20 protein-coding genes and 1 pseudogene are annotated in these 19,264 nt (G+C 42.2%); 8 read left to right on the top strand and 13 right to left on the bottom strand.

The window, feature by feature from the left end; translation table 11 throughout:
- Window positions 1–529: 529 nt before the first annotated feature.
- The 13 genes and pseudogenes from B5F78_RS08790 to B5F78_RS17810 all read right to left on the bottom strand — a co-directional run.
- Entirely contained in the window at window positions 530–958 is a 429-nt protein-coding gene (locus B5F78_RS08790) for an acyltransferase family protein (RefSeq protein WP_087406517.1), read from the bottom strand.
- On the bottom strand, window positions 955–2,205 hold the full coding sequence (locus B5F78_RS08785; RefSeq protein ID WP_087406516.1) for a polysaccharide pyruvyl transferase family protein: 1,251 nt from the start codon (window positions 2,203–2,205) through the stop codon (window positions 955–957). Before B5F78_RS08785 ends, B5F78_RS08790 begins: the two co-directional genes overlap by 4 nt.
- 15 nt (window positions 2,206–2,220) lie before the next feature.
- Complete coding sequence (locus tag B5F78_RS08780) at window positions 2,221–3,756, bottom strand: MATE family efflux transporter (RefSeq protein WP_087406533.1); 1,536 nt, start codon at window positions 3,754–3,756, stop codon at window positions 2,221–2,223.
- Between the two features lie 103 nt (window positions 3,757–3,859).
- Window positions 3,860–4,660 (bottom strand): hypothetical protein, encoded by an 801-nt coding sequence (locus tag B5F78_RS08775; protein WP_140400092.1) that lies wholly within the window; start codon window positions 4,658–4,660, stop codon window positions 3,860–3,862.
- An 86-nt stretch (window positions 4,661–4,746) separates the two neighbouring features.
- Window positions 4,747–5,208: a hypothetical protein gene (locus B5F78_RS08770; RefSeq protein ID WP_087406514.1), complete on the bottom strand. Its 462-nt coding sequence runs from the start codon at window positions 5,206–5,208 to the stop codon at window positions 4,747–4,749.
- A gap of 221 nt (window positions 5,209–5,429) precedes the next feature.
- Window positions 5,430–5,873 carry a type II toxin-antitoxin system VapC family toxin gene (locus tag B5F78_RS08765; protein ID WP_022039419.1) on the bottom strand — a complete coding sequence of 148 codons (444 nt, stop codon included), beginning with the start codon at window positions 5,871–5,873 and terminating at the stop codon, window positions 5,430–5,432.
- The gene (locus B5F78_RS08760) at window positions 5,870–6,136 is read right to left on the bottom strand and encodes a hypothetical protein (RefSeq protein WP_140400090.1); all 267 of its coding nucleotides are present in this window, start codon (window positions 6,134–6,136) and stop codon (window positions 5,870–5,872) included. The genes B5F78_RS08765 and B5F78_RS08760 overlap by 4 nt, the downstream gene beginning before the upstream one ends.
- A 168-nt stretch (window positions 6,137–6,304) precedes the next feature.
- Complete coding sequence (locus tag B5F78_RS17815) at window positions 6,305–6,454, bottom strand: hypothetical protein (RefSeq protein ID WP_225226452.1); 150 nt, start codon at window positions 6,452–6,454, stop codon at window positions 6,305–6,307.
- A gap of 194 nt (window positions 6,455–6,648) precedes the next feature.
- Complete coding sequence (locus tag B5F78_RS08750) at window positions 6,649–7,530, bottom strand: tyrosine-type recombinase/integrase (protein WP_241148260.1); 882 nt, start codon at window positions 7,528–7,530, stop codon at window positions 6,649–6,651.
- Window positions 7,531–7,555: 25 nt separating this feature from the next.
- Window positions 7,556–8,677 carry a hypothetical protein gene (locus B5F78_RS08745; RefSeq protein ID WP_087406511.1) on the bottom strand — a complete coding sequence of 374 codons (1,122 nt, stop codon included), beginning with the start codon at window positions 8,675–8,677 and terminating at the stop codon, window positions 7,556–7,558.
- A 100-nt stretch (window positions 8,678–8,777) separates the two neighbouring features.
- Complete coding sequence (locus tag B5F78_RS08740; RefSeq protein ID WP_087406510.1) at window positions 8,778–10,283, bottom strand: transcription termination/antitermination NusG family protein; 1,506 nt, start codon at window positions 10,281–10,283, stop codon at window positions 8,778–8,780.
- A 618-nt stretch (window positions 10,284–10,901) separates the two neighbouring features.
- On the bottom strand, window positions 10,902–12,119 hold the full coding sequence (locus tag B5F78_RS08735) for a site-specific integrase (protein ID WP_087406509.1): 1,218 nt from the start codon (window positions 12,117–12,119) through the stop codon (window positions 10,902–10,904).
- A gap of 130 nt (window positions 12,120–12,249) precedes the next feature.
- Window positions 12,250–12,375, bottom strand: a pseudogene (locus B5F78_RS17810) (glycoside hydrolase family protein); the annotation flags it as partial.
- An 8-nt stretch (window positions 12,376–12,383) separates the two neighbouring features.
- Here B5F78_RS17810 and B5F78_RS08725 point away from each other — a divergent pair.
- The 8 genes from B5F78_RS08725 to B5F78_RS08695 all read left to right on the top strand — a co-directional run bounded on the left by B5F78_RS08725 (window position 12,384) and on the right by B5F78_RS08695 (window position 19,118).
- Window positions 12,384–12,605 carry a hypothetical protein gene (locus tag B5F78_RS08725; protein WP_239473426.1) on the top strand — a complete coding sequence of 74 codons (222 nt, stop codon included), beginning with the start codon at window positions 12,384–12,386 and terminating at the stop codon, window positions 12,603–12,605.
- Between the two features lie 494 nt (window positions 12,606–13,099).
- Complete coding sequence (locus B5F78_RS08720) at window positions 13,100–14,605, top strand: transcription termination/antitermination NusG family protein (RefSeq protein WP_087406508.1); 1,506 nt, start codon at window positions 13,100–13,102, stop codon at window positions 14,603–14,605.
- 341 nt (window positions 14,606–14,946) lie between these two features.
- Window positions 14,947–16,485, top strand: a complete 1,539-nt coding sequence (locus tag B5F78_RS08715; RefSeq protein ID WP_087406507.1) for an MATE family efflux transporter — start codon at window positions 14,947–14,949, stop codon at window positions 16,483–16,485.
- Window positions 16,482–17,201, top strand: coding sequence for a 4Fe-4S dicluster domain-containing protein (locus B5F78_RS17960; RefSeq protein ID WP_255376613.1), 720 nt, complete (start codon window positions 16,482–16,484; stop codon window positions 17,199–17,201). Before B5F78_RS08715 ends, B5F78_RS17960 begins: the two co-directional genes overlap by 4 nt.
- A gap of 1 nt (window position 17,202) precedes the next feature.
- Complete coding sequence (locus B5F78_RS17955) at window positions 17,203–17,637, top strand: Coenzyme F420 hydrogenase/dehydrogenase, beta subunit C-terminal domain (RefSeq protein ID WP_255376612.1); 435 nt, start codon at window positions 17,203–17,205, stop codon at window positions 17,635–17,637.
- 88 nt (window positions 17,638–17,725) lie between these two features.
- Entirely contained in the window at window positions 17,726–18,106 is a 381-nt protein-coding gene (locus B5F78_RS08705; RefSeq protein ID WP_087406506.1) for a hypothetical protein, read from the top strand.
- A 1-nt stretch (window position 18,107) separates the two neighbouring features.
- Entirely contained in the window at window positions 18,108–18,512 is a 405-nt protein-coding gene (locus B5F78_RS08700) for a type II toxin-antitoxin system VapC family toxin (RefSeq protein ID WP_087406505.1), read from the top strand.
- An 81-nt stretch (window positions 18,513–18,593) separates the two neighbouring features.
- Window positions 18,594–19,118, top strand: coding sequence for a polysaccharide pyruvyl transferase family protein (locus B5F78_RS08695; protein ID WP_087406504.1), 525 nt, complete (start codon window positions 18,594–18,596; stop codon window positions 19,116–19,118).
- Window positions 19,119–19,264: the final 146 nt, after the last annotated feature.

Genomic DNA, 19,264 nt, shown 5'->3' with positions numbered 1-19,264 from the left:
TTTTCCCATAATAAAAGGACAATATCTGTCAATCCATATAATGGGATAATAAAATAAGGTACATACAATACCAGAAGAAAGGATTTTTCCTATTATTCCCCAGGAAGACAGATAATTCATGAAATATCCGAGAAAAATTAAATGGTAACCGACTATTAAAATAGTACCGGAAGATATAGTTATAATAAACTTATTGGAATGCAAGAATGATAATTTTGAAAATGTCAAGCACATTAATATGCCGAACATCGCTGTTATATAGTAAAGAAATGCATTCATACCATATAGATTTATATTAGCAGAAGCCCTTCCATTTATATAACTAAAGAAAATCGTTAACAATATCCAACAGACAAGATAATAGGAAGCTGTAAGTTTCATCCAAGAATTCTTTTGTCTCAGTAAAGTTCCCAGCCAAAAGAAAGGGATTAATTGACAAGCACTATCTATTGAAAAATTAAAATCATATTTATGACTGATAAGATAAACACTCAAAGCCAAGACGATGACGATAAAGGCTTTTACTTTTTCATTGTATTTTTCTATCAACCCCCAAAAGATTTTTATCCAAAACAATGCAATTATAAACCAACATGGAATACTGGGGGGGGATAGCAGAATCAGTTGCATATCCGTTTCCCAGTAATACGCCTTTCATCAAAGTTATAAATTCTGTATAGTTAACGTTTAAATGGATGATACCACTTTTTAGTATCCAAAAGGCATTTGTCAATTGGTATATAAAATAAGGTAACAACAAAGTGATTATGTCATTTGCAATACCTCTTTTTTTGTATAGATAGCCACTAATAAATATAAAAAGCGGCATATGGAATGAATAAATAAAGTTTCGGAATATCTCCAATTCTTTATTTGTGGCAGATATGGAATGACCTAAAACAACAAGGAAAATGCCTGTAAATTTTATTATATCAACCCATTCAATTCTTTCTTTCATATCTTGTATCCAGCAACAGCTTTTTCTGCCAATTGTTTTACTTTGTTTTTAATTGTACATCGTAATGCATCACCTTGCGATAGAAGTACAGAAACGTCTTCCACTATTGAAGAAATTTCTGATTGTGAAGGTGTTGCTGCATATTCTTTGGGATTGTGATATTCCAACATATTTTGTATAGCCAATGTTTTATGGGAATTTGAACCTAGAAAAACACAAGGTGTTCCTCCTATTGATGCGAGGATGGAAGGATGCCATCTTCCTGATACAAAAACAGTAGCATTAGAAAGCAAAGACAATCCAGCAAAAATATTTAAATATGCAGGCAGGTAAGGCATTCCTGTTTCTATAGCAACATCTTTTAAAAAAGCATCACCACCACAAGTAGATACGATTATGACTTTTCCTATTTTTTGTAAAGCTAAAGCCAAATCTTTATATGCATTTTTGGCTTCTGTTTGATTCTTTGCCGCTAAGCTGCTTCCAGAGAGACAGATATAAGGTGAATTATAATCTATCCAATTGTTTTCCATCTCTGGAAAAGGCAATGCAGATAATGGATAATCATAAATTAAGTTCATATACGATGAGAATTTATTCCAAGAAAATAGTGCATCCGGAACATATTCTACAGATGGGATTATATATTCTTTACAATATGCATAGGATAATGGGTCGCGTGCTGTTACCAGCGTACAATTCATCAATATCTTTTTCGTTTCATCAAGTATAACTTTATTTTGTTCGGATGTAGGTGAGTCAGAAAACATGGCATTCAAACAATATGTTTTCTTTCCATACATTTGAGCGACTTTTAACAGAAGCAAATATACGATTGTATCATATCTTGGTGGTGTGGAAAAAATGAAAGTCCCTTCTCCATTAATTACTACAGCATCCGCTTCTCTGATATTTTTATCTATTTCTTGATAAATAGGAATATTCTTGACGGCTCGTCTGTATAAACAAAAACTTTTTTCTGTTGTCTCTCTTATTATATTTGCAGTATCAAATATCTTCGATACTCTACGAACAATTGAAAATCTGTTATATAAAAATGAATAAGCTTTGTATAATAGGGTATTTTTCTGATGCATCAATAATGGATTATAGAAACCTGTAATATCTCCATATATTGTATAGATAATATTATGATTTTGTTTCACTATATCTTTAAGAGCGATGCTGGTTGCTCTGCATCCCCAATTTTCACGAGTCCTATTATCCGCTACAAATAAAATTTTCATTATGCTTGTCAGTTTTTAATTTTTCCTTATTTTCAAAACTTTGAATAATCTGTCTTTCATAAATCGACGTTCAGAAATGTCCATTCCTATATAGAAAACACTTATAGATACACTTATGATACAACTGCTGCTGATTATGAAAAAAGAGTATATATTATCAGGTAAATTGCATTTGATTATTACTGGTAAAACAACAGATATTATGCTTACTAATAAACATTTGTAAACGACTTGTTGAATATAATCGGATATTTTTAAATTAATTAGAGGGCGAATGATATATAAACGGATAATGAAAGCGATAAGACAAATACATAAATGCACAATAAATACAGAGATAGGTTTCCCTCCGTATTTTAAAACGATATAAGACACTGGTAAAATACATAATAGAGTTCCACCTATTATTCCTTGATAAAGTTTTATTTTACCTGTCGCAGACACAGAAGTAACAAAAGGGTTTGCCATGGCATCCACAATGCTTATACAAAGAATTATCCGCAAAAAATGTATTGTTTGGTCGGGTACTGTATGCAGCCATATTTTTAATACAGTATCTGTCTCTAATATGATAGGAAGAGATAAAAACAGTAATAAGAAAAACGTGAATTTTGAACTTTTGTATATAAGACTATGCATATAAACCAAGTCATTTAATGCATACGATTTGATTATTTGAGGATTTAATGCCGTCTGAAAATTTATTGAAAATTGAGTTACAGCCCCTTGCACTTGTACTGCGATTCCACGTGCCGCATTTATAGCTGGACCAAAAAACATATTCAGAAGGATATTTAACCCTTGTGTGAAAGCAATCACTGCACAATTACCCCATAAATTCCATCCTGAAAAGCCCAGCATTTCTTGAAATAATTTTTTGTCCCAAGCCTTTTTAAACCGCGTCTCCTCAAAATGTCGTTTGCAATATGTACCATAAATAAATCGTATACTTAATTGTACTATGCAAATCAATAAGGCATATAGCTTGAGCTTATCAAAATCTCCAATCAATAATACATACACTACCAATAGCTTTAAAACGACTTCTAATATAGATACATAAGCAAATGCTGACATCCGTTCATGCGCAATGATACTAGCATTATAAGGTACACTCATTATCATTACTATTGTTGAAAGAATCGAAAACTGATATACCCAAAATGCGGCATTCATACGATTATCCGGAATTGCCATTTTATGGGTTAGAAACCACAAACCTATTGTTTCTGCCAATAATGTAATTAAAACAGAGATTAATATATGGATTATCAAACTGGTTGAAAACACTTTAGACAGCCGTTCAACATTTCCTTTGCCCAACTCGTAAGTTAGGAATCGTTGGGTGCCCGATGCCATCGCCCCGCTAATAAAACTAAACATAGTTACTACACCGCCTACAACATTATAGATACCATAATCTTCCACTCCTAATGTATTTAATACCACACGTGAAGTGTAGAGGCTAACTACCATCATAAAGAGCATCCGGAAGTACAACAGGAGCGTGTTCTTGGCTATGCGTTTATTGTTGGCTGAAGTGTTTACCATATCAATTACAAACTTGGTAGTCCACCAGAGATTCGAACTCTGACCTGCATCTTTTGGATAAGGATATGACATTATCCCTGTCCAGAGGATGCTGTACTGACCATTATACGAGTGAACTGTATATTATTTCACAATCTGCATTCGATGGCACTATGTTCCATGTCATCTTGGCACAATGCTTGATGTATCCTAACATCCTTTCTTTCGTCTTTACCTTTGCCTTTTGTTTGACGTTTGCAAAGCAAGCATTGCCCAATACTTCTGGAGAGTTCCAACGTATTGCGCTTTCAAGCGAGCATACAATCATATCGGCTATATTTTTGATATTAGCCGTACAAAGAGTGAAATCATCAAATGTCAGATTTTCTATCTTATTAGGGGCTGACAGAGTTGGGTAAAAAGCATGTATGGCATTTATATCAAGAGCATTGTATGCATCTTCTATTTTAGTGGAATCGATTGAAGCATGTGCCACTGCATTACGCAATGTCCGGTAATAATCAAACAAGTCTTTTTGAAAAACTGTCAGATCAACAGTTATATGTAAATCCGCATTTATATGATTGATAAGCCTATTCAACTCCGTATTAGGCATGCCTGCCGGAGCTTTTTTCCCAATATCAAACATGGGATGTCCCATGCCTTTTATGTCTTCTTGCAAGTCTTCTACAAATGATTCAAGAAAAGCACGAGGGATAATCAGGTGCCGAAGAATGATTTTCTGTTTGTAGTTTTCTATGTCTATATTATGCAAATTCATTCCCAGTTCAGTTGCGGTAGCCTTGACATATTGATTATAGGTCATTTCTGTTGCATTATACCCTTGTTCAAGATGCCTTAAAGCAACTTCAATATATTGTGTGAAAGCATCCATTTCACCTAATTGCTTCTTAAGTTTCTTCACGGATGGAAGGGTGAACGATGTTCCTCTAATCGATTTGTTGTGCATGGCTATAACATTGTAACGTTATATGGAAATGTCCTTGCATATTATTGACATTGAAACTTCTCCCACACATCCAATGCATACGGCACACCATAATTTTCGTATGCCTCCGTATGCTTCGATTTCTCCAATCCATCTTTCAACCGTTGCAACTCTGCTGCTGGAAAATTCACGTTTTTGATGCCATTGATAATTGCTTCCATCATGTCTTGGCAGACGTAATCTGGACTGTACATATCATCGAAATAGTTGTAATGCTCATCTTCCACAAAGTGGTAAGTGAGGCTTTCGAGTACTTCGATTAGAATGGTTACGGCCTTGGCATAATTTCCTTGGCTGATCGATTCATGAACCTTTTTCCGATAGGGTGAAAGCAGGTTTGCGATGGTATCGCAATCCTCATCGATATTCCGCTTGTTGAAAACGGTTTCGATTTCAGCTTTCAACGGAGTCTGTTCAATGTCGGCGCGTGGCTTGTCTTTCATACGCTGACGGATATAGCTCATTTTAAGTTTGTGAGTTTATGAGTTTGTGAGTTGCCATCCTGCCCTTGTTTTTATGAAGATACCTTCGCGGGGCGGTGAAGGTAGACCTCACTCTTGTAACGGATGAAAAGCCTTTCAAAATCTTCACTGCTGTACATATCATTATAATTTTAATGTTTACAGTGCGAAGGCAAGCACATCTATCTGAACGGGCAATACGTCAGTTTTGGACGCTTACATTATTATCCCCCATATTCAGCTAGAAATTCGACAGGAGTGTATATTTTTAATAAAGTAGGCGAGACATGTTGGAAATCATGTATGTTCAATGTTAACAGGACATCGCAACCGGATGATAAGGCAGCCTGATATTGATAACTGTCCTCAATATCGTTAAAATGAATATCGTCTATACCAGCTTTCCAGCTTATTCCGCTTTCAATGTGATATTCCAGAAGCAAGCCATTCAAGATACGCCTTAATTCAGATATACGTTCGTCTTTTTCAAGTCCATCTTTTTTCAGATAATTTTCTATGAGGTAAGTCAACGTATAAAAAGAACCGCATGACAAGACTTTCTCTACATCCATCCTGCTCAAATAATGGAATATTCGCCTTATCGTTTCAGCTTCTTTGCGTTTGAAGAGATATTCTATAATGATGTTAGTATCACAAAACACTTTCATAGCTGATACTTGTCTTTTAAGTATTCATCCCTCATTTCTTTGTAAGACAAACCATCGTCATGGTTCAGTATACCGTAAAGCTCGTCTAATGAATACGGTTTGTCAACATGGCCGGACAATATCTCTTCTTTCTTCTGCCTGTCGATATCCTTGGACAAAAGGCGTTGCAACTTGATTTTTACGTCAAGGCTTTGTGAACGAATAATATCAAACAGTTTATCCGCCATTTTGTCGTTTGGTTCAATAGTTACAGTTGTTGCCATAAGTGAAAAAATATAACTCTACAAGGCAAATATAGCCGTTTCTATTTTATTAAGCAAATGTCTGAATGAAAAATTTTGGCAAGATGAAGACATTCGTACTGCTTTTTTAAAGGATATATACTGCATCGGCAGTTGCAGTATATATTCATCAGCAGTTGCAGTATATATTCATTTTTCGGGTGTACTATCCTGTATGTTCTGTTCCGCCTGCTGCGCGTTCGGGGCGATGAGGTTCTGGCCGCCGTTGATGATGCAGACAAACTGGGGGTCTTCCCGCTCGTGGAGCTTGTCTATCTCATCGTGGTACTCCTTGGGCATTATCCAGCGGAGAAGGCACTTCACGTGCGAGAGGTCGGCGTTGCGGTTTTCATTCAGGAATTGTTGGGCGGCGACTATCTGCCTGAGATAAGGTATCTCAAAAAAGGGAGTTACAGGCAGTTATCGCTCGCCAGTGCGGGCTGGGAGTTAAATGCCAATACCTTTTGCACCGCTTTCAGAAGCAAGGCTATTTTCTATAGGATGTCGCTTATCCTTATCCCTCTCACCATGTTCTGCCACGAATGCCGGGCAACGGTAAGGTTCAGCGGATAACCAAGCTCCATCGTCTCGCCCAATTTCTTCAGGCTGTAATTGATGCGATGCAGAAGGCTGTCATATTGTCTCCATTGCTCGCGCGGAGATTTTGCCGTGATGACAGGGAAAAGCCGTGTCGTCCCTTCCTGTTTGTAGCGGTCCGCAATCTCCTGCAGAGCCTGCTCCCACGGAATGGAAATCTCCTTGCCGGTGATGTGTTGGCAGTAGGTGAGCTGTCCGTTCTTAATATTCTTTCTTGTCAACCGGAAAATGTCATCGCTCCTCATGCCCTTGGTATAGACTGTGAACAGGAAAATGTCACGGGCGAATACTACCTGCTGTGACTCGCCGCTCAAGTCCAAATCACGCAGGCGTTTCACCTCATCAAGCGTCAACCCGTTCCTGTCTTTCTTGACGCGGTAGCTCACGTCCATGCCTTCAAAGGGGTTGCTGTCGGCAGCAAGGCCGTCATCAACGGCAAGACGGTACACCCGCTTCAAATTCCGGATATAGAGGGAAATGGTATTGCACCCCAGCTCCTGATTCTTCAGCCACGTGTGGTAGTTGCGTATCAACAGGGCGTCAAAGTCCTTGAAAGGCACTTCGTTTTTTCCCAGATAGGCGATGAACCTCCTGAGATACATTTTCAACTTATTGGCGGCGTCATACCGTCCCTCATCCCTCAGTTTCTCAACGCGGGAGTTGGCGTAGGCGATGAAACCGAAACCTTCCAGTTCCTCTCCAGCCCCTCTCCAACTATCCCCAGGAGGAGAGAGGGTTATGATTGCCGTCTGCATGTTCTTTTTTCTGTTGTTATCCACTTTTATTTCAATTTTACCTTGTCTGTCAGCCGCCAAAATAGATTACCCTGCCATTCGGCCTGCCTCCCAAGAAATCAAAGATGTTCGGCTCGTCAAAATAGATGCCCATGTCGGCGTAATAGGCTTCCTCAGGGTCTTCAGGCACGGTGTAGAGGTCTTCATAAAGACTGATCCGCTTGCCAAAGGTGGTGGTGAAATAAGTAAGCTTTGCCGCATCCTGTTCTTTCTTCACGATGTCGTTCCAATTGGCTTCACCGTTCCATATCGGCAGGGCTTCCTCGTTGAGCCATACGGCAGAACCGCTTATGTATGTTTTGTTATTATAGGTAACAAGCTGGACGGCAAGATAATGGCTGGGCACGTCTTTGGGAACGGGTGTCGGGAAAATTACATTCTGGAACACACGACCGTCCCTATGGCGCAAGGTAAGCACATTTTCATTGTTTCGTTCTATGACCGTATAAGTGTCCAACTGTTCGGCATGGATAGCATCAAGTATTTCTGCCGCTTCCATCAGCAAAGCCTTTTCCTCCGCTTCCACAAAAGAAGTTTCATAACGGAACTGTTTGGCAATGGTAACCGCCAAGGAATCACCGCGCTTGTCACGCCAGTTGAAGGCAAGGTCTGCCCACAGCATTTGCCGGGCGGTCTGCCAGTCTCCCGTAAGCCTGCGGAACATCATTTCCCTGAAACGCAAGTCTGGGAAGATGCGCCACATCACTTGGTCTTCCTGTGGAAACCATGTCAGCATTTCGCCCAAACAGGAGAAATCGCCTGACAGTACACATGCCGTCATCCACCCACGAAGGGCACTGCAAGGAGCTTTTGTCACAGCCTCAGATACGAACCTGTCCACTTGGGAGGTGGCTTCCGCGCTCATGTCCAAACTCTCGCACCAGCTGGACACCACATTGCCCACGCTGCGGTACCTGTACTCGTAAACGCCGTCAAGCCCGATAGAAACGGTGTTCTCCGTATAGAGCAGCAAGGAAAGAATAAGCTGCTCGTCGAATGCCGACGCTTCTTGTTCTAACAAACGGTGCAGCCTGACGTAGATTTCATAAAAGAAAGCCACATCGCCATCAACGTTCATGGACGGATGGTGAAGGCGTTTCCATTCGGAGGAGAATTGGACAAATGTAAACATTTTATTTTAGGTAACAAGTTGACTAGTTAACAAGGTTTTAGATGCCATTAGTGAAACTATTCAGAACCTTGTTGCCTTGTCAACTGATACCTTGTCAACTTCAATTGTGCAACCACACCGTCCGCAGATACCTGCGCCATACGGCAAGATGGTTGGTGGTATTGATTTCCTTGCAGATGCGGACACAGGTTTTTATCAATTGGTCCTTTGCCGCCTCTTTTTCTTGCGCTGACGATTGGATGGCAAATACGTTCAGCAACTCTTCGCCGACCTTAAAATTCGATACTGCTTTTACGGCTGAATCAGGTTCCGTCAATACCTTATATAAAGTAGGCGCGTAATTACGGAAAGACTCGATGAGCTTTTCCGTTTCTGTAAGGGTAACCTCGTTACGGACTTTCTGCACCTTACCGGAAACCAACTTCTCGTTGGCTTTTCCTGCCGTGAGGAAATATCCGCAGAGAAAATCGTCCCAGTTGGCGAAGAAAACGAGGTTTCCCATCTCTTCCCTCATGCCGATATGGGCATAATACGCAGTGTTGGTTTTTCCGTCCTCCTGTCGGCTGGGGTAATAAACCTCTTCGGTGATGTCCACCTTGCGGATGATTTCCGTAAAATCCTTATGTTGCAACTCTACCTCATTCTTGTCTTCTTCCATCTCTATTCCGGATGTGGGCGTAAGGAACGGGCGGAAGGTAATCCGCGGCCAGTTTTCCTTCACATATCCGGGCGTGTCATGCTCGTAGCGGGCAAGGTTTATCAAGAGTTCGGCTTCTTTGGTGGTCAGTTTGGCAAGACGGTCAGCCAAAGCCTTCTCCCCTTGCTTCTGAAGATACTTGCAAAGAGCCTCCAACGACAGGTCGGCGGCAAGATGCTCCATCAGCTCATACAGCATGGGCTGTGTGCGTTCTCTGTAGCCACAGCCTTGCAGAATGCCGACAAGCAGGTCAACAGCCCGCCCTTTCTCCGTACCGATGGACAATCGGTCACCCTCGGCATTGTGAAGGCGGACGACATGGAGGTCGGAAGCATTTGGGTAGGTGACGGTCAGCCAACTGCCCGGCATTATGCCCTGAACACGGAACACCAGTCCTTTTTTCTTGTGGAAGCGGCAGATGTATCCTTCACACCCGGCAAGTGGGCCATCAACCACACGGACTATCTCGTTCGGCTCGTCCGTTTTCGCATTGAATGCATAATCCGTATAAGAACGCTCCAACACTATCACCTTGTCGGCATAGTTCTCGTTGTAGTCGCGGAAAGCACGAATTTGGGATTCGGGTATGATGCAAGCGACAGCTTTCTCGTCCGGCGTGCGCTTTCGGTTGTACCAAATATAAGCACCGGAATCGTTGTCACGGAGAAACTCAGCCAACGCGCCTTGGGTGGCAAGCACAAACACATAGCCGTCGAAAAAGGGCTGTCGCTGCTCGTTGTCACCACGGCGCACATAGACCTTGGTATGCGTAGGACAATAGACTTCCAATATATTCCGTATCTTGCCCTTTTCGCGCTCGATGAGTGCACACAGTTCCGTTTCATGTCCGGGTTTGGTGCAAACAAGAAACCAATGGTAATCGACTGTGTTGAGTTTGTCGGACAACATGATGGATTTACGATTTGCAAAGTACTATTTACGGTGGTTTATCCCATTTACAACACACCAAATCGTAAATTGTAAATAGACGAATTGTAAATGAACAAGGCGTTCCTTACGCTACCCCCATGACAATCGCATGATGGCTGACTGATACCTCTCCGAATTTGAATCACCACGCTTTGCAAACATTTTTAGGACGTTCTTAGGCGTTGTTTACAGTATTCTTTAGGTTTAGCGGCAGCATTCCGGAGTAAAAACTCAGCAACAATGGCCTGCCGTTGTTATGTGACGAGAAGAACAAAGCGCAATGCGCTTTAACATTTTTGTTCCCATATCACAAATCTTTAGTTTTCAATCAATTAAGTATCTTATAGTTCGCCGCTTTACCATAGTTTTATATTATGAAACGGCAGGTTTTTATAATACACTGATATTCAGCGGATATCAAGCCTTGGTTTTCTTAATTAGTCGAACAAATGCAGCTTTTGGAAAATTTTAATCACTAATCTTGAAAAAAATTAGGCCGTAAATTCCTTAGTATTAAATCTTTTTATTACATTTGCAACGTGTTTTGCCGCTTCATAATATACAGTGGCAGGTTTTGTCGAACAGATTCCAGTCGTTTTATTTGCGAAAAATCTTGCCAATCAGTTGACGGTTGGCTTTCACAACACCCTCCGTGTCAATGGACGAAAGGTAGATTTGCGTGGTTTTTAAACTTTCATGCCCCAAACCCTTACTAACGATGGACAGGCTGACTCCCATGTCCCGCATCGTGCTTGCCCAGCAATGCCTTCCTACATACGTTGTGAGCGGAACCTGCAGCCCCACCATGTCGCCGATTCTCTTCAGCAGACGGTTCACCTTATGTTCCATCCGCTCATATTGCCGGCGTTCCGTGCCGTCCTGCTTGGTGATGATAGGCAGCAGATAAGGACTACCGACAGTCAGGTGGGCGTAGGTGTCCACAATCTCCTGCATGACCGGTTCCCATCCGATGGAAATGCTCTGCCCTGTCTTCTTGCGGCTGTATTGCAGCAGCCCGTTCTTGATGTCATTCTTCTTCAGATACGCCATGTCTACGAACGAGATGCCTTGCAGGTAGATGCAGAGCATGAATAGGTCACGGGCAAAGGAAAGGTCGGAACCGTCCGGCAAGTTGAGCCTTCTGATGGCCCGTATGGTATCTAACGGGAGGGCGCGTTTCACGGTAGAGGCAAAGCCCGTGAAGACATGGCGGAAGATGTCCTTGTCGGTTGCCAGCCCCTTTTCCACCGCCTTGCGGTAAAGGGTGCGCAAGGTGCGCAGGTAGCACGATGATGAATTTCGCTTCACGCCCTGTTCTTTCAGCCATGCCTCATATTGGTTCATCAGTTCCGCGTCCAATGCGTCTATGGCGATGTCCTCGCCGTTACGGAAACGAGAGAAGCTCGCCAAGGCATCACGATAGGTCTTGGCTGTACCCAGCCTGCCGATGCGGAGCTTTTTCGCCACCATGCCGTGGATAAAGCCGAACCACGTTGGGCAAGGCGGGAGCAGCCGGAATGCCGATACGATGTCGTCCGCCGTATATTCCACCATTGCCTGCTCCTTTTCCGTAATCAATGAAGTGATTTGTTTGCAGTCCCACCGTACCTTGGAGGCAATCAGTTGCAGTTCCGCCTGCCGTTCCGGTGTGCCAATGATGCGTATGAACGAAGTCCGCCCGTCCCATTCTTCGGGCATGATACGGTAATCGGTATAAACAGCTCTCGTGCTTCTGCGGTGAGTCACTTGGAAATACATAGTGCCCGGCTTGCCTTCAGCGGTAGAAGGGCGGAATTTTAGTTTGAATGTTGCCATGATGTCTGATTTTAAATTTGTAGTCCAAATGAAAATATACAGAAGCGGTCGTTATTTAGCATTTTGTCCTGAATAGTTTGTCTGTGTAATGCCGGGCATTATTCGGTTGCCTATTTCCTTCTTTCCAGTTTCAAGGCTCGAACAGCAAGGCTAACTCGACCCTCCTGCGCCGCTCAATGCCGGGAATGACCTTTCCTTTCCATTTTCGAAAAGACACGTATTCTTTGAAAATATCCCGGTCTCCACGTTCTAATTTGCATCTGTATGAAATATGTGGAAACGCGGGATTTTGAAAAAGTGGATGAGGTGAAGCACGACGTATTGGCTCTTTACCGCAATGCCATCCGCAAATATGCTGACAATCAAGAAACGAAAGTCGCCGCCATTTTTGAAGAGATTCCGGGGCAATTGCAGAAGCATGAAAAGAAGTTTGTCTTGTCCGCATTGCATAGTGAAGCCCGTATGCGTGTTTCTTGGTTAGTTTAACTGATAATGCAGAGATAACAAAACCATCTGAAAGTTCCAAGAAACGGCTAACAAAAAAGTAACATAAAAAACAAAACACCTACGGCGTAATGAAAGCCAACCGGAAAATGATTGACAAGATTTGGGGAAAATAAAAGCCTGTTCCGAATTTATCATGCGAACCATCAAGCCAAGAAAAACTTTTGTAGAAATTCAAAACAGTTTCTAAATTTTTTTCTTATCTTTGCAACGAAATCACCGCTTCATACATACAAACCATAGCGAAGCAGCAAGATTGGATCAAGTTAACAAACTGAATATTAAAACCTTGTGATATGGAAGCAATATACTTGAAGCACATGATGCTTTATTCTTCTTGTCACATAAAAACGGTAGACCATTGCTGCTGAGTTTCGTCCAGAATCCTACCGCTACACCTGGAAAAAGGTACTTCAGAACTTTCATGCAATTGTCATGAAGGGAACATGGGAAATACATTTAAATGAAGCATACAAATGATCGACAAACTCAATCATTTGGATTACTGCTGGTACGTTGTGCGCACCCGGCCTCGCCAGGAAAAAAAGTTTGTAAAACTTTTAGAACAATATAAGGCGAAGTCTAAAAACATTCTCGAAGTCTATGCACCTACCCATACCACAGTCACAGTCCGTGGTGACAATGGCGACAAGCAGGCACCCTTGTTTGTGGGAATTGTATTTGTACTTGCTACCCAAAAATCGTTGATAGACTTTATGGAAGAACACGCTATGGAGGGCGTTGTGCAGTACGAGCGCAAAACAGAGAAAGGAGAAAAGACACGCATGCGTGTTATCCCTGAAGAACAAATGCGCGCTTTCCGGGATTTCAACGAAAACTACGCAGAACAGATGATTATCCTTGAACGACCATACACCGACTATGCATTCAATCCCAAGACAGGTAACCCCAACGAAATTGTGCGCGTCATAGACGGTCCGCTAAAAGGCCGGGAAGGATATATCGCCCGCTTCCGCAGAGATAAACGGCTGGTGTTCCAAATGCGGGGACTAAAGAAAGACAGTTACCTCACCGTTTCCCTTCCCAACATCTGGAACTTCCACGTAGTCCGCCTGCACAATGCCGAAGGCGACCGTTTGTCCATCGGTACCGAAAAAGGACGTGCCATCGACCTGCTCATCGGTATCCTGCAAGCCTGCGGCTATGGCGAACAGACACTCCCCTTACTCTACGAAATCATAGACAACCTGACGGTCAGACCCTCATTGGTTTCCCTTTGCCAAGACCTTCATAAAAAAGGCAACACAGCCTTAAGCATGCGACTGGCACAAATAAACGGCAATGAGGCAGAACTCATCCTGAATCTCGTGCGCTACGAGCATGACAATCCCGGCTATGTAAGGCAAAACTGGCAGAAGCTCGTTCTCCGTCCGTACCTCACTCCGACAGCAGGTATAACATTGGAAGACAGCCAAGACGAGACAAAGCTTCAGCATACACACTTTACGGAAATCATCCGTAAAATAGAAATAACAGAAGAAGCTTACTACCCCAGCAAGAAAAAAAACGAAAGCATTACCACGACTTATTATGCGCACATCGGCATCCTGAAGGATAAGGAAAAAGACGAATATACATTCTTCGCCAACTGGGACGAATTCCTCGGCGAATACTTCCTGACGGCAGAAAAAGCCAACGAAAAGCTGGTTAGCGGAACCATCCGAACTGCTCACGGGAACAATACGGACAACGGAAAGCAAGAAAAGCTCATCGAGTCTTTCCGCAACTACGCCCCTTCCCTCTATAAGGTATTGACGGATACGTCTTCGGCAGTAAAAGCCATACAAAGGCTTGCAGTCGGTACAGACACCTTGAATGTGATGGCAATAACGACCACCGACCCCGAGAAAGGTAAAAACGAATTGATAAAGACATGCACCGATATCTGCCAGGAGATAAACACCACCACACACCTTGCTATATGGCGCAGGTACTTGCAGACGGTATGGCTGCATCAATAAACCGTCGGAGAAATCAAGAAAAAATAGAGAATAATCTGAAAGCCTGTTTTAAGAGACTGTGTCTTGAATTTATCGCGTGCTGATCCGGGACCTCATAACTGCGTTGCTTGTAAGATTATTAATCTTCACGCCGAAAGATTATTAATCTTCAAGCTGTAAGATTAATAATCTTACAAACGATGCAGCTATATTGCGGAGAGAACAAAGCTTGCTTGACATGCCGGATATGTAAGCCAGCATAATTGAAGAAGCGGATTTGCAACCCAGTGTAACACCGGCTGTGTGTATTCCATAAAATGCACATTCACACACGGTTCAAAGTATAACTATTTATTTTATTCATGGAAAACACTTCTGCAAACAACAAGCGCATAGCCAAGAACACGCTGTTGCTGTACTTCCGCATGCTTTTCATGATGGCAGTCAGTCTCTACACTTCACGTGTGGTACTGAACGCTTTGGGAGTGGAAGATTTCGGTATTTACAATGTGGTCGGTGGAGTGGTGGCAATGTTTTCCATGCTGTCCGGTTCATTGTCGGCTGCCATTACCCGATTTATAACCTACGAATTGGGAACAGGCAACAAGGAAAATCTGAAAAAGATATTCTCCTCATCCGTTACCATCCAGATAGGTTTGGCTGTGCTGATTATCCTGCTTACCGAAGCGATAGGTGTATGGTTCCTGAATGTGAAGATGAATATTCCTGATGGAAGAATAGTTGCCGCTAACTGGGTATTCCAGTTTTCAATATTGACGTTTGCCATAAACCTGATTAGTGTTCCATACAATGCGAGTATCATTGCCCATGAACGGATGTCCGCCTTTGCCTACATCAGCATCTTGGAAGCCATAGGAAAACTGACGATTGCTTTCCTGATTGTAATTTCACCTATGGACAAGTTGATATTCTATGCTATCCTGATGTGTACGGTAGCTTTGATTGTTCGTTTTACATACGGAGCTTATTGCAAAAGGCATTTTGAGGAATGCACCTATCACTTCATCTTCAACAAGGAATTATTGAAACGGATGTTCGGTTTTGCCGGATGGAATTTTATCGGAGCCACATCTGCTGTTTTGAGAGACCAGGGAGGAAACATTGTCATAAATCTTTTCTGTGGACCTGCTGTGAATGCGGCACGCGGTATAGCGTTTCAGGTAAATACTGCGGTTTATGGATTCGTGTCCAACTTCATGACAGCCTTGAATCCACAGATAACCAAGTCATACGCCGCTGGTGACAGAGATTACATGATGACTTTAATCTATCAGGGTGCCCGGCTTTCGTTCTATATGCTGTTGTTGCTGTCGCTTCCTGTATTGGTAAATACACATTATATATTGAGTCTTTGGCTGAAAATCGTTCCCGACCATGCCGTATTGTTCATGCAATTGGTCTTGGTGTTTGCCATGAGCGAATCTATATCCAACCCGTTGATAACCGCCATGCTCGCCACAGGAAAGATACGCAACTACCAGCTTGTGGTGGGCGGGCTGCAAATGATGAACCTGCCTGTGTCTTACCTGCTTCTTCGCATGGGGATGTTCCCTGAAGTGGTGATTGTGGTAGCCATTGCCATTTCACAATGCTGTCTTGCCGCACGTCTTGTCATGCTGCGCGGCATGATTGGGCTGTCCGTCCGGAAATACATGAAGAAAGTGTACATAAACGTTTTTGTTGTGACGGTCATAGCCGCTATACTTCCCTTTCTGCTGTCCATGAAACTGGAAGAGTCTTTCCTGAACTTTGTCCTGTTATGTTTTGTGGCTCTTATTTGTACGGGAGTGACTATTTATTACGTAGGTTGCGACAAGACCGAACGACAATTCGTATTAAGCAAATTGCATACAATCAAAAATAAACTGAATAAAAAATGATTCAGATAACAGACAAATCACAGTGTTGCGGCTGTACAGCCTGTGCCAGCATCTGCGCCCACGATGCCATCACGATGCAGCCCGACGTTATGGGGTTTCTTTATCCGGTAGTGGATAAGGACAAATGCGTTGACTGCGGACTGTGCGAGAAGGTTTGTGCTTTCAATGACCACTACGACACAAGTCTGAACCTTCCCAAGCCTGATGCCTACGCAGCACGCCATAAGGACATGCACGAGGTGGAGACGAGCCGCAGCGGCGCGGCCTTCATCGCCATATCCGATTATGTATTGGAGAATGGTGGTGTGGTTTATGGAGCTGGTTATGCGAACCATTTCCGTGTGGTACATAAACGTGCCACGACGAAGGAGGAACGTGATGAGTTCAAGGGCAGCAAATATGTACAAAGCGACTTGGACCATGTGTTCCGGCAAGTGAAGAAAGACTTGAAAGACGGTCTGACCGTATTGTTTTCAGGAACACCATGTCAAACAGCAGGCTTGAATTCCTATATCGGAAAGAAGCTGCGTGCGAACTTGATACTTGCAGACATTGTATGTCATGGAGTACCGGGACCGTATTTGTGGCGCGACTACATCGCTTACCTTGAAAAGAAACAAGGAGACAAAATCTGTTGGGTGAACTTCCGTGACAAACAGGAGTATGGTTGGAAAGCACATCATGAAACGTTTAAATTTGTTAAGGGGGGGGGGTAAAATGAGCTTTACATATTTGTTCTATCAACACATTATGTTCCGCCATTCATGCGGAAAGTGTCATTTTGCCAACACAAAGCGTCCGAGCGACATAACGATAGCCGACTATTGGGGCTGGGAGAAGACCGACCCGGACATTAATAAAGACGATAAAGGCGTATCCCTGATATTAGTGAACACAGAGAAAGGGCGCAAATTGTTTGATGCCGTAAAAGACCGCATGACGGTTATTCCGGCTAAGTTGGAGGACTGCCTGCAGCCTAATTTGCAGCATCCGTCTGTCATCCATCCGAAGCGAATGAAATTTGAACAGGATTACCAATGCAAGGGATTTGAATACGTGATGAAAAAATATGGTGATATGGGGTGGAGACATAAGGTTGGAAAAATGAAAGGAAAAATGAGACGGATTGTTAAAAAACTGATTGGCAAGTAATAATGTCATTAAACGTTTGCATGTTGTGAATAAAAACATTACCTTTGTTCAAAAGGTAAGTGCAATATAATACTAAGCGAAAAGCATCATGAACGAATACAAAAGTCATCAAGATAAAAACAAGGTTGCCCATGAAGCATGGGTAGCCTATAACACCCATCATACCGATAGGGGGAAGATGTCTGTGCTCGACAGCACCTTGATGGATGAATTGCTGCATCAAAGCGATGAAATAAAACTTTTAATTATCAATAAGCTTTCCGAAAGTCTGATAAAGCAGAAAGATGCGGAAAAAACTGAAAGTACAGTCGAGTTATCCGATAAACGCAAAGAGATAGAAGCCAAGTTGGATGAGCTTCATGTGACAGGCAGCTTGCGCCGCTTATTCGGGGCATCTCCTCTCATAGATGAAGATGATGATTGGAAGAAAGAGAAAGAAGCTTATTTGACGGCAAAATACGGGATGTGAAATGAGACTGTTTTTGGATACGAATGTAGTGGTAGATTCAGTGAAATTCCGTGAGCCATACGTGTATGCGATAGTCCCGATATTTCAAATGGGGCAAGCCGGAATCCATCAACTGATTATTTCCGACTTGACTTTTGCCAACGTAGCCTATCTGTCAAAAAAAGGATTATCACTTTTCGAATGGTATGACCTTCTTTGTGAATTGCGTTCGAATGTTCAGATTGTGCCTATTAGAGAAACCAGCATTGATGCAGCTTTAAAATTGAGAAGCAAAGACTTTGAAGACGCATTGCAATATTTTTCAGCCAAAGAAGCAAGAGTGGATTGTATCATTACCCGTAATAAAAAAGATTTTAATTTTTCAGACATTCCCGTACTAGAACCCATCGAGTTTATAGCAGAATAATTCACAGCAACTTATTTTTTACTAGGGAGACAGCCGTATGAGCGCATACGGTTGCCTGCTACTTAATTGCATTTACTGAATATGAGAATTGGAATTTTAACGTTTCATTGTGCCCATAATTATGGTGCAGTGCTTCAATGCTATGCCCTACAAGAAACATTAAAAGCCATGGGGCATAACGTGAAAGTAATCGATTATCGACCAGATTTTTTATTGAACCCTTATAAAATATGGAATATTAATCGAAATAAGGATTATAATTCGTTCTTTAAAAGACTGATATTGGAATATTTAACGTTGTATAGAAGGTCGGTCAGATACAAGGCTTTTGATTCTTTCATAAAAACAAGGCTCAATTTGACTAAAGAACAGACTATACCGTCTTCATTTGATGCCTATATCATGGGAAGTGATCAGATTTGGAATCCTCAGATAACAAAAGGTTTTCATAAGCCCTATTTTGGCTATTTTGATTTTTCAAAAGAAAACAGGAAATACATCGCTTATGCGGCAAGTATGGAAGCTTCCTCTTTAACCCAAGAGGAGAAAGCGTTTTATAAGAAAGCATTGGATAATTTTATTCAAGTTTCGCAAGTTAATAGATAACCTTCTTCTTGGGATATAAAAGAGGCACAGGGATTTACGCATATCGCAGAAAATGAGTAATTTTATAGTTGCAAATCAAAACATTACTCAGCCCTATGCCCTTGCACAAAGTTACAGACTTTCTTTCAGAAATCAGCGCATTTTTT

The organism is Bacteroides sp. An279 (genome assembly GCF_002159615.1).
Classification (GTDB): domain Bacteria; phylum Bacteroidota; class Bacteroidia; order Bacteroidales; family Bacteroidaceae; genus Phocaeicola; species Phocaeicola intestinalis.
This window is presented reverse-complemented; position numbering and strand designations above follow the sequence as displayed.